This is a genomic window from Arcanobacterium phocae, from assembly GCF_900105865.1.
GTDB lineage: Bacteria > Actinomycetota > Actinomycetes > Actinomycetales > Actinomycetaceae > Arcanobacterium > Arcanobacterium phocae.
Window position 1 is genome coordinate 236577 of sequence record NZ_LT629804.1, and the last position, 12143, is coordinate 248719.

The 12143-nt window shown below is 49.8% G+C and carries 8 protein-coding genes; all 8 read right to left on the reverse strand.

Going from position 1 to position 12143, the window contains the following annotated elements; genetic code table 11:
* Positions 1 to 117: 117 nt before the first annotated feature.
* Positions 118 to 1062, reverse strand: coding sequence for a class C sortase (locus tag BLT51_RS01015; RefSeq protein ID WP_091278824.1), 945 nt, complete (start codon positions 1060 to 1062; stop codon positions 118 to 120).
* Positions 1063 to 1164: 102 nt separating this feature from the next.
* Positions 1165 to 2691, reverse strand: a complete 1527-nt coding sequence (locus BLT51_RS01020) for a SpaH/EbpB family LPXTG-anchored major pilin (RefSeq protein WP_091278827.1) — start codon at positions 2689 to 2691, stop codon at positions 1165 to 1167.
* Positions 2692 to 2762: 71 nt separating this feature from the next.
* Positions 2763 to 5756 carry a CshA/CshB family fibrillar adhesin-related protein gene (locus BLT51_RS01025; protein WP_091278830.1) on the reverse strand — a complete coding sequence of 998 codons (2994 nt, stop codon included), beginning with the start codon at positions 5754 to 5756 and terminating at the stop codon, positions 2763 to 2765.
* A gap of 137 nt (positions 5757 to 5893) precedes the next feature.
* Positions 5894 to 8488 carry an ATP-dependent Clp protease ATP-binding subunit gene (locus BLT51_RS01030; protein WP_091278833.1) on the reverse strand — a complete coding sequence of 865 codons (2595 nt, stop codon included), beginning with the start codon at positions 8486 to 8488 and terminating at the stop codon, positions 5894 to 5896.
* A gap of 90 nt (positions 8489 to 8578) precedes the next feature.
* Positions 8579 to 9028, reverse strand: coding sequence for a D-aminoacyl-tRNA deacylase (gene dtd / locus BLT51_RS01035; protein WP_091278836.1), 450 nt, complete (start codon positions 9026 to 9028; stop codon positions 8579 to 8581).
* A complete protein-coding gene (gene ygfZ, locus BLT51_RS01040; RefSeq protein ID WP_091278840.1) occupies positions 9028 to 10125 on the reverse strand; it encodes a CAF17-like 4Fe-4S cluster assembly/insertion protein YgfZ in 1098 nt (365 codons plus the stop codon). Before ygfZ ends, dtd begins: the two co-directional genes overlap by 1 nt.
* Positions 10122 to 10736: an FABP family protein gene (locus BLT51_RS01045; protein ID WP_091278842.1), complete on the reverse strand. Its 615-nt coding sequence runs from the start codon at positions 10734 to 10736 to the stop codon at positions 10122 to 10124. Before BLT51_RS01045 ends, ygfZ begins: the two co-directional genes overlap by 4 nt.
* Before the next feature lie 33 nt (positions 10737 to 10769).
* Positions 10770 to 11657, reverse strand: coding sequence for a hypothetical protein (locus tag BLT51_RS09225; RefSeq protein WP_091278845.1), 888 nt, complete (start codon positions 11655 to 11657; stop codon positions 10770 to 10772).
* Between the last annotated feature and the right edge of the window lie 486 nt (positions 11658 to 12143).

Sequence of the window (12143 nt, forward strand, 5' to 3'; positions counted from 1 at the left end):
TCCGCTACTTCAAAGAAGTATGAGCGAACCGGAAAGAATCGTCACTAAACGGCCCGCCTACGCGAGCCACCACCAGTTTCGATTCAATGTGATCATGGTTAGAGCATAGATGTTGGACTAGTCATTGTGCAACTCTGGAGTAGCCGACGGTTCGTCGTCGTCATCTTCACGGCGAGTAAACCACACGAACCAGAGCGAAAAAATAAATGCACCACACCAGATCACTATCCACCACGGGAAATGTGGTAAGTCAGATTCTGCCCCAAGAGAATCGAGGTCTTTGGCCGGTGTTGGTATGATCCGTTCGCCTGTGACAACTATTCGGTGGGTGTTGATCCCTAGCGGAGTACAGGTGATCAGTGTTGCGAGGTCTTTGCCTGGGACCGGTTTGATGGTTTCGGATTCTTCTGGGGCAACTACTTTGATGTCATAGATTTTATAGACGAGTAGTTGTCCGAAAGTTTCGATGCTAAACGTGTCACTGATTTTGGCGCGATCAAGATACGTGAACATTGCTGAATCTGCGAGTCCGCGGTGTGCAGTAATGACTGTACGTGTTCCTTTGCCGCCGATCGGCAAGGCTGTACCTTGAAGATGTCCTGCACCGCGCAGGAGCGTAATATCTGATGTTCCGTGGTAGATTGGCAGATCGATATCAGCCGCTGGCACCCGAATTCGTGCCATCAATCCGGTGTTGTCTGCTTCGAGCTGTTCCTTGTACGGCGCGAGCCCGAGGCTTTCCGGGGTGATGGCAGATTCGCGAATAGTTGGTACGTGACCATCAATATCAACGAGTTGTTCTTTTGCTAAGTAGTCGTTGTATCGCCGAGCTTCAGTAATTTGTGTCGCCTCGTCTGGTTCAACTTTGTCGACGATTTTTTTGTATGCGCTAACGATTGCTGCTTGCCGGGCTTGGTTGACCCATTGGGAGGCGTGCGGATAGAGGAACACTGTGGTGCCGAGTAGTAGCAAGACTGCCGTTATGATTCCCATTCCAGAGGGACGGAAACAACGGCGTTTTGTTTTTGTGTTGCTGTGTGACAGTGTTTTTATCTTACGCACATAAACCTTCTTTAGATCATACGAATGTGGCGGCGTCAAGCGCCGAGGGCACTCAACACCGCCACATTACTTCAGCATAGGAACGTTAAACAAAGAACCTACTTATGCTTCTTGCTCACGCTTCTTGCGACCAACAGCAACAAAACCGGTACCGACTGCGGTTGCCACGATAGCAACGCCAGCAAAGGTAAGAAGAATGAATCCTGCAGCACCAGTAAGTGGGAGCTTCGGAAGAGCAGAACCGCCCTCATCATTTGCTCGGAGGTTGACAACGTCGAGTGTAGCACCATCATTTTCAACTACATTAACATCCATACCTTGTGTATATGTTGGATCAATCTCGTATCCGACAGGAGCAGCGGTTTCCTTGACGCAGTATGCACCAGGTGTCACCATAATCGCGGCAACACCATTTGCCTGAGTTGTATGTGCTGGCTTAGCACCAGTAGTCAGCGACCTCTTAGAAGTCTGCTCACTAACGGTTGCACAAGTACCTGCTAAAACCTCAAACTCAGCCTTGTTCAATAGCTGATCATCTTTATTCTTCTTGGTGATCTTCAATTCCGCAAACTTAGTTTCAGTTTTAGGTGTCTCTTTATCTGGTTCATCATTATCTGTTCCAGGCGTTGGAGAAGACGGGAAATCTTTTTCAGGTTCATCACCAACCTTAACCTTGGTATGTGACTGGTTGGTCAGCGAGCCAGTGATATTTTCAGAGATCTTGGTAACGATGTCGACGGTGATCTGGTCACCTGCGGTTAACGTATTAACGTCGAATGTAATCGTGACTAACTTCGATTCGGAAATGTCCTTAGTATATTTCACTGTTTCAGCACCTGAGCCATTAGCATGCTTCACAGTAACTGTCACGCCACCATCTACAGGCTTATCCACACCTTCAGGAAGCTGATCTTCGATCACAAACTTTGTAATTTTATCTTTTGAACCTAATTGAGGAACTTTTTGATCGATAACCCAGCTGATAACGTCCCCAGGGAAATGGATCTCACCCGCATTTTGAACTTGCTTTACTGGCTTATCAGTAGGTTTCAACACGGTATTCTTGGGGTACACGTGAACATCATACAACCATCCCTGAGTCTTGCTTGGGAATGGCACCGTTACCAAGAACGGAGCTGCTTTCGCCACTACATTGGATGGAACTGTAGCTTCTTTCACAAGGTAAACGCCCAGTCCAAGACCAGAAGCTGAAATCATGCCTTGCTTATCAGTCGCACCAGTAGTCTTTGCTCCGTCAAGGTCATAGGTTGTAGCACCGTCTTGAGATTTAACCGAACCATCACCATCAATCTTGAGATCCTTAACCTTCGTCCAACCTTCATTCTTGGTTAGATCAATGTCTTGCACCTTTTGGTAGGTAAAGGTTACGCCAGGAATACCTTTGTTGGCCAGTCCGGTATTTTCTGCACCGTTTCCGTTCATACCATTATCAGGGTTCTGAAGCTTATGGATAGTAATGCTACCTTTTTGAGTAGTATCGATGTTGCCAGCTGCTGGCTTCACATCATCGATGTCAGCAAACGCTACAGAGGTACCTACGCTAGCCAGTAGCGTTGTTCCAAGCGCAAAAGCGACCAAACGTTTGCGCATCTTTCCATGTTTTTTCATGTTTTCCTTACCTTCTTGAATTAGAGATCATAGAATATGTATTTTTACGAACAATTGTGCAAAATAGCTGGTCAGTTATCACCCTTTTCCATCCACTTCGTACGCAACGTGCTATATCCAGTAGCAGAGGCCAAAAGCATTCCGCACGCACCAATCAGCGTGAATAGCACTGCACTCATCCCACCACTAAGTGGCAAAGAAGGCAGAAGATTAGCTGAAATGCGGTCGTTATAAACCGGACCTATCTCTTTACCATGTCCAATATCTTTTGCCACAACATTAAACGGCTTTGTTGGCGCAGCAAGCTCATATCCAGTGGGGGCCACGATTTGAGTCAACACGTAATTGTCTCCCAATTTCACGTCATCAACTCGGTAATGTCCAGGTCTTGAATCCTTATCCATGCCCTGGCATGGTTCCTGAGTACAGTCGATTATGTCCTCAACATTGAAACCAGCACTTTCTGAGCTGAGTTTGAATGTTGCTGGTGAGATCTCTTTCTCTGCGCGATTGAGATTCTTCCAATAAACACTGGCAGTCTCTACCTGCTTAGCATGAATACTGACATCAATATTCTGCACGGATTGAGTAGCCTTGTTAACCTTCGTAGCTGAATATTCATAGTCACCAGAGGCCTTTTTACTCCACACGTATTCTGAATTATTTGCAATAGGGCCTATTTGCGGGTCACTTGGTACAACTGACGTTACAGAACACGTTGATCCCGGAACAATATAGTGTTCTTTCGGATCTGACGTCCATGGTTGGCCCAGGCTCGCTTCCCATTCTCCAGTTACCTCAGTCAGCTGCGGGAATGACGTGCCTTGATGGGTTGGCGGAGTACATGTAAAAGAACCCTTAAAGAGCTGATCAGTAGCTCCCAGTTGCTGTGGCAAATTCAGAAAACTAACTTGAGGAGTAACCGAAATCTGAGCGTATTTTTGATTTTTAACCGTACAAGAACCAATAGTAGTAGGCTTAATAGTTAAGCTGAAAGCCTTATCATCTGCTTTGACTCTAGGTTCTAAAGATTCTGCTTCAGGCCAAGCATAAACTAGTTGACCATTTTCACTACCATCACCCGTAATATTAGAATGGCAGTCCACCGAATAAGGTGCGTAGCCCAACTCACCACTATTTACTTCAGCAACAGTGAGCGTAGCTTCCTCTTGAGGTTGAGCATCACGAATATCCAAGCTTCGAGTCTCAAGATCCTTAAAAGCTAACGGCCAGTTGACCACACCCGAAGTATCCGTTTGCTTTTCGGGATCTGTTATCGTCAACAATGCACTGTCATACACTGTCTTGAAGACAAACCCAGCTAAGCTATCGCTTCCTATGGTAGCTCCGCTATCATCCACCATTTTTTTAGTAATCGACAACCTTGGACGAACTAGAGTCACTGGATGATCTTCAACTTCACCGTCTGGAACAATAGAATCATACGAATACGTATCTGTACCAGCAGTAGTGATGACTAAGCGCAACAGACTCTTTGAGGGGGTACTCGTTAAACCTTTAACCATGTCTTCAGTAACATCCCATGTGAGTGTTGCCGTCTTTCCGCTACAAGTACCATTTGCGCGCTCGGTTTTGTCATCCAGGTGACCGTCAGCATTCCAGTCCAGCCATCCCGACACATGAGTTTCACCCTGTTCAGCAGGCATACACGGGATATCTTGAGTCACAGTACCGGGCTGAGCAGCAACAAGCAAAGGACGATCAAACGCATCTTCATCATCATCACCTGTTTGGTCATCACCAATTAAGTTAGACCAGCCTCTGCCACCATTAACATAGTGAGTATCAAGGTCCGGTCCTTTTTCTCCCAAATATGGAGTGACCTGATAGTTCAGCGACGTTTCATAGAGATACTTTGAGCCAAGGCTGTTCGACTTTGCATTCAACTCAATTGGCTGTCGGTTAGTGCCACCCTCAAGAGGTCTCCCGATAATATCTGGCTGAACAACGGCACCTGCCTGATCGTATACTTTTCCGTCAATCTCCTTGCCGTCACTAAAATCAACTCCGACAACCACACCTAAAGCAATATAGACCGCATTTCCACCACCTGGCCGGTGAATATAAACATGCATACCGGTAGCATCTTCTGCATACAAGGTTTCGAACGGTTGATCGTTATCACGGACTGTCCATCTTAGCGATTTGCCAAAGTCAAGCTTCTTGGAATTAAAGTGAGTCAAGCTCTTGACGGTAGTCGCTGGATAATCGTTTCCGAACGCGTTATCTGGAGTCCCCACTACAACTTGGCCCGATAAATCTTTGCCGAAATCATTACCTTCTAGCATCTTCCAGCGCACAATGGAATCGTCCTGAGCTTTCACCGGAACGATATTTATCGTCTCATTTTTAGTTAACGTTTCAGGATCTGAAATGACAAGACCTTTAATCGGAACCGGACTAATAGACACGACTCCGTTATTAACACTCTTAATATTTGCGGAACAGTCAAGATCAAAGCTCACATCTCTTGATGCGTTACCTGCCAAACCTATACCTACCGGCATTCCTTTTTCTTTATTCGGATCGTAGGACTGATACACTTTATCCCAGTGATTAGCCCAACCTCTTCTTCCCGGAGTTTCAAAAGCAAGCCAAGTTTTTTTATTGTCAAGCACTTCAGCAGATACGTTTTTGTCTGGATGAAAATCAGACATCCGACACGTCGTAATTAACGTAGCTGCCCCGATAGCATTATAGCTTTTTACCACATAGGGCTTATGCAACTCTGTCCCGTATATCCATGCAGAATAATCGCCGCCAGCGCCCCCACCCTTGCCATACAGAGGGCTACTTTTATCTTTCCAGGGCTTCGGATCACCTAGATCGCTAACGATGATCTTCTCATCATCCGTATCTTCATACCGTTTCGACCAATCAATCCAGTCAATTACTCCTGCATACTTCGAGCCATATCTCTTATCAGAACCACCGTCACCATACTGCGCATTCGCAGGCGTGTTAGTTACCGGAAGAACAACAAACAGGGCAAGAAATAGCCCTGTGATAGTTGATAAAACAGCAATCTTCTTGCGCCTACGCATATATAACCTCAATATTTTCTGAAAATTCTGTCAATACTCTATTATAGACAATAAACAGAACAAAAATATAAACAATCGATGCGAGACACTCCACAGAAATGTCTCGCATCGATTGCTATAAACCAGTATCTAATATACTACTCCTCAATGAGGGAATTATCCGATTGTGCCGTCGTGTCATCCACATCTGGCCCTAACGAGGCTGGCTGGGCAAGTCCATTAATCTGCTCAGCTTCGGCTGCCGGCTTGACACCTTCCGGTAGTCGATAGTCAGAGTCTTGACCGGTAAAAGTGAACGACATTGGAATATTTTCCTCATTCACATCAACCACGATCGTTTGACCACTAGAGAACTCACCAAACAGCAACTTCTCAGACAGCTCATCTTCAATATCGCGCTGAATGGCACGACGTAACGGACGGGCACCCAGAACCGGATCATATCCGCGTTCAGCAAGCAGATCTTTAGCCTTCTGCGTCAGCACAATGCTCATGCCCTGATCAGCCAACCGGACATCGAGCTTGCCAATCATTAGATCCACAATCTGCAAGATCTCTGGCTTCTGCAACTGCGGGAAGACGATAATGTCATCAACGCGGTTCAAGAACTCGGGACGGAAGTGGTTCTTCAACTCGTCATTAACACGAAGTTTCATACGCTCATAAGAGGTCGTCTGGTCACCATCGATCTGGAAGCCGGTAGCAACACCTCGAGCAATATCCTTCGTACCAAGATTGGTAGTCATAATGATCACGGTGTTCTTAAAATCAACCACTCGGCCCTGAGAATCAGTCAAGCGGCCTTCTTCTAGAATCTGCAACAACGAATTGAACAAATCCTGATGAGCCTTCTCAACCTCATCAAACAACACAACCGAGAACGGCTTACGGCGAACCTTTTCAGTTAGCTGACCACCTTCGTCATATCCAACATATCCAGGAGGAGCACCAAACAATCGTGAAACCGTATGCTTTTCCTGGAACTCAGACATGTCCAGCGTAATAAGAGCGTCTTCATCACCAAACAAGAACTCTGCCAACGCCTTCGCAAGCTCAGTCTTACCAACACCGGTTGGTCCAGCAAAAATGAACGATCCACCCGGACGGTTCGGATCCTTCAGCCCCGCACGAGTACGGCGAATAGCCTGCGACAGTGCCTTAACAGCCTGATCCTGACCAATCACACGCTTATGAAGCTCATCTTCCATACGAAGTAGCTTCGCCGATTCAGCTTCGGTCAACTTAAAGACCGGAATACCAGTAGCCATCGAAAGAACCTCGGAAATCAGATCCTCATCGACTACCGCAACAACGTCAAGATCGCCTTCACGCCAAGCCTTATCTCGCTCTTCACGCTTCTGCGCCAGTTGCTGCTCCTGATCACGCAAAGCCGCTGCCTTTTCGAAATCCTGCCCATCAATAGCAGCTTCCTTCTGGCGCTTAACTTCAGTAATTTCCTCATCAAGTTCACGCAACTCCGGTGGCGCAGTCATCTTCCGAATAGCCAACCGAGCACCTGCTTCATCGATAAGATCAATAGCCTTATCCGGCAAGAAACGATCATTAATGTAACGATCTGCCATCGTTGCCGCTGCTTCCAACGCCTCATCAGTAATCGTCACACGATGGAAAGCCTCATAACGATCGCGCAAACCCTCCAGAATTGCAATCGTTTCCTTCACTGACGGCTGTTCCACCTGAATTGGCTGGAACCGGCGCTCAAGCGCCGCATCCTTCTCAATGTGCTTGCGGTACTCATCAAGCGTGGTAGCACCAATAACCTGCAATTCACCGCGAGCCATCATCGGCTTGAGTAACGAAGCAGCATCCAGCGCACCTTCCGCTGCACCCGCACCAACAAGCGTATGAATCTCATCAATAAACAAGACAATATCGCCACGGGTGTTGATCTCTTTCAAGATCTTCTTCATCCGCTCTTCGAAATCACCACGGTAACGCGACCCGGCAACAAGCGAACCCATATCCAGCGAATAGAGCTGCTTATCCTTCAAAGTCTCCGGCACATCACCATGTGCAATAGCCTGAGCCAAACCCTCAACAACGGCAGTTTTACCCACACCAGGTTCACCGATCAGAACCGGATTATTCTTGTTTCGGCGCGAAAGCACCTGCATCACGCGCTGAGTTTCAGTGTGCCGGCCAATGACCGGATCCAGTTTGTTATCCCGAGCAGACTGAGTGAGGTTGCGACCAAACTGATCCAAAATAGTAGAACCAGCTTTAACACCTTCGCGCGGGCCACCGCCACCGACGCCAACAGCTTCTTTGCCACCTTGATACCCGCTCAACAGCTGGGTAACCTGCTGGCGAACCTTCGGCAAATCTGCATCGAGCTTAACTAAAACTTGGGCCGCTACGCCTTCTTGCTCCCGACACAAGCCCAGCAACAGGTGCTCAGTACCAATATATGAGTGACCCAATTGCAGGCCCTCACGCATCGCATACTCAAGAACTTTCTTAGCCCGAGGCGTGAACGGAATATGGCCAGATGGCTGTTCTTGCCCTTCACCAATAATTTCTACAACCTGATCACGAACAGCATCAAAAGAAACATCTAGCGCTTCGAGCGCTTTAGCTGCTACGCCTTCACCTTCTTTAATCAGACCCAGCAGAATATGTTCGGTGCCAAGATAGTTATGCTTGAGGTTGCGTGCTTCCTCTTGCGCTAGCACGATCACTCGGCGTGCGCGGTCAGTGAACCGTTCAAACAATGTGGTTTCTCCTTCAAAATCATGTAACTGCCACCTACCTTAGCGACAAAAACCCATTTTAGGGTAACGCGTTCGCCACAGGCTTGACACTTAAACATCAAGAACTATAGTGAATGGACCATCGTTGAGAAGCTCAACATCCATCATCGCCCCAAATTCCCCGGTTTGCACGTCAAGTCCATATTCGCCCACGGCATCCACCAGCTGATCAAATAAAGGTTGAGCAACCGGCCCCGGCGCCGCATGCGACCACGACGGTTTCGTCCCCTTACGCGCCTCCGCATACAACGTAAACTGCGACACCAACAAAACACTGCCGCCCGCATCCGCCACGCTCACTCGGTTCTTCGGATCATCCGACCCACCAGTATCCCTCATGATTTTCAGCTGCGTAATTTTCTTTGCAAGCTTCGCTACCTGGGCAGGCCCGTCGTCGTGAGTAATACCAACCAGCACCGCCAAGCCGGTACCAATCTGGCCCACAATTCGGCCCTCAACCGTCACACCCGCATGCTTCACCCGCTGAATAACAGCTCGCACTATTTTCCTCCCAGCGACTTCGCCTGCATCGTTGGTGCCGGACCGCCCAACCGGCGAGCATTCAACCCGGTTCCCGGACGCTGCTGTGGCGACGCCGACGACTTCCCGGCACGCCCCACAATCTCCACCTGAGATGCGACCGCATCCCCGACCTGAACAACAGCCGAAACCGGAACCTGCCGTTTCAGCAACGCCAACCCGATCGGACCATCCTCAACCGAACGAGCAACCGACGTCAACACCCCAACCGGCTTACCATCCAGCGTCACCTCGCTACCAACAGCCGGCAAATCTTCTTCCACTTCCAGATACAAGAACGTCAACCGACGCGGTGGCTTACCCAGATTTACCAGCTTCGCCACGGTCTCCTGCCCCGGATAGCAACCTTTCTCCAAATGCACCGCAGTGCGTAACCAATCAACCTCGTGCGGCAACGTCGAATAAGCAGCTTCATGCGACAGCGCCGGACGCCAATCCGCCACTCGCGCCGCCTCCCACGCACTCAAACCCGCTGCAGAAAGCCCCGATTCTTGTAACGTTTCGATCGCACGGTCAGTTTCGCTACGCGGAACGACGACGACGCAACGCCGACTCCCGAAAGCCGGATGATCGGCGTCGGCAACCCCATAGTGAGCTCCACCTACTGCCGTGAGCGGCCACGGATCATTCCAAACCACCACTGCCCGATCACGAAGCTCGGCCGGCAACACCTCGGTGAACAAACCAATCGCGGAACCATCCACAACCGACGTCTCCACCCGCATCATGAACGTCATCCGCCGAATATGCTCAGCCAACGCAGCACCACGCCCATGCTCAGTCAACAGCCACACCTGCTCCGCGGACACAACCACGCCAGCCGCATGAGCAATGTGGCCCTGCGCATCAAGCACCAGCATCTCAGACGAATCACCAGCAGCCAAAACCTCAAAGTTTTGCGACGAAATCAAATGAAGCAACTTAGCCCGGTCAACGCCCGCAACCGCAATCACATCCCAATCCAGCAATGTGAAAGCATCCCCTGAACGCAACCGTGACTCCTCTATAAACGGGTTGCCGTAATGAGACGGAACCACAGCGTCGTCGTCAATACTCACGCGCGCGCCTCATCATCACCAGCCGGATCAACCGACTCATCGAACGTTCGCGACAACCGGCCCGCCATATACGAGCGCATTTCAGCACCAAAAGCAGCCATATCGATCGCGTAGAACAGATCCGAAGCAACCGAACCCGCCATCAACTTAACACCATCAATCTGCGCGCCCGAACCGGAACGCATCACCGAATCAGTCACCATCTGCAACCGCGGACCATTAATCAAACCAACCCACGCATGTGATACACCAACCGGAGAAGCCAACATTGCCTCTAGCTCCACCGAGCCATCCTTGCGCTTATCAGCCTCTGGATTAACACGGATAAAACCCGTGTGCTGCATCCACAACTCGCGCTTAGTCAGCTGATTGTACGTAGTCTGACCAGAAAGCTCTTTATCTACAACACCAGCCGGCTCATTCGCCAGCCACACCTTCGACGTGACCTTCAAGTACGGGCCACCGTCGGACGCATCAAAACGCACCTCGTGAAGATAGGCCGCCGGCTCCACATTCTCATACTCAAGAATGCCGCCGCCGACCCACGAATCAATCATCCACGCAAGAGCAGTATTTTCAGGAACTAAATTTTCAGGAAGTCGAATAGCCATACTCTAAGGCTAAACGACTATCGCAGTTACTGCCTAGCCAGCAATCAACACAACAACGCCCACCAGCAACGGCGGAATCATCGCCCGAGCCGCCCCATTAATCGCTGGCGACGGGCACGGCATTTCCAATACTCCGCGTGCAGTCAGTAAATAGGCGCTCGCCGTGAACACCCCGATCAACACCGACGATTCAACCCACAGCTGAGTCAAATAGCCAAAACCAATCGCAAAAGCAATACCGTTAACAAAACCAGCAATCCGCGCCGCCACTGAATCAAACGCATGCATAACTGCCACAATCGCTATAGCCATGGCAGTCACAATGACAACATTTTTACCGTGACTTAGCCGCATTGCATGGATCCATAGCGAGCCCGACATCAACACAACCGCGCCAGCAAAACCGCCTGAGAGCTGCTCAATCAGTCGCGGCCGACCATCGGTGCGGAACATTTCCGCAATGAACGCAGCAATAACACTCGCCGCCCCGACAATAGCCGAATGTGCAACAGTCCCAAAAAGGCCCGTCACAATCAGTGCGATAGCCAACAACGTCAGCATTGTGCGCGGGATTGCATGGGCCGGCAAATCGAGCAAGCTCGGCCATCCTGCAATAAAAATCGCGCTCATAATTGCCACCGCAGTAGCAATAGCATACGGACCGAACACAGCCCCAACCGCCAATGAAGTCGCGGCATAAATTCCGACCAATGCACGAGCATAGCCAGCTCGCTTTGCCCAAGCTGCGATCAAAAGCTGGTCTGATGGAGTCCGAGCCGGATGCGGCGAGGCAAGTTGCGGTGAGGCGGGTTGCGGCGAGGCAGGTTGCGGTGAGGCGGGTTGCGGTGACGCTGGCACAGACTGAGCCGGCACCGACGCAGACACTTCATCAAGGGTTGATTGTGGTTCCGTTGTATTCACAAATTACATTGTTTCACAACTGGCAAATTATTGGGAAAGATGGGACGAAACACAAACTGTGGATTTGTTGAACCCGCACCGCCGCAACAAGCCTGCAACACTGTGCACTATGAATAGAAAGTGTGCACCTATTTTGGGGTGACAAACCAGAACAGGGGCCATTATAGTTTTAGGCAAGACACCGGGTCGTGAAAGCCCCGGGCTCCAAATATTTGCCGCTACGAGCGGCCTTCGCGCCGACAGGCGCTCTCGGATCCGGTGTCCTTGACTTCGGCAGGGGTCGTGGCCAATGGCTGCGGCCCCTGTTGCGTTACCCAGCCCTGGCCGCCCACCCGGCGGCTCCGACCCTGGTTCCGTCTGGGCCGGAGAAGCACGCACAAAATCTCGCCCAGCGAAACGATAGTGTGCTATAGGCCCCTACCGTGCTGGATTTCGAGATTTTGTACGTGTCAGAATTTGTCCACAGCCCCAAATATTTTCCACAGA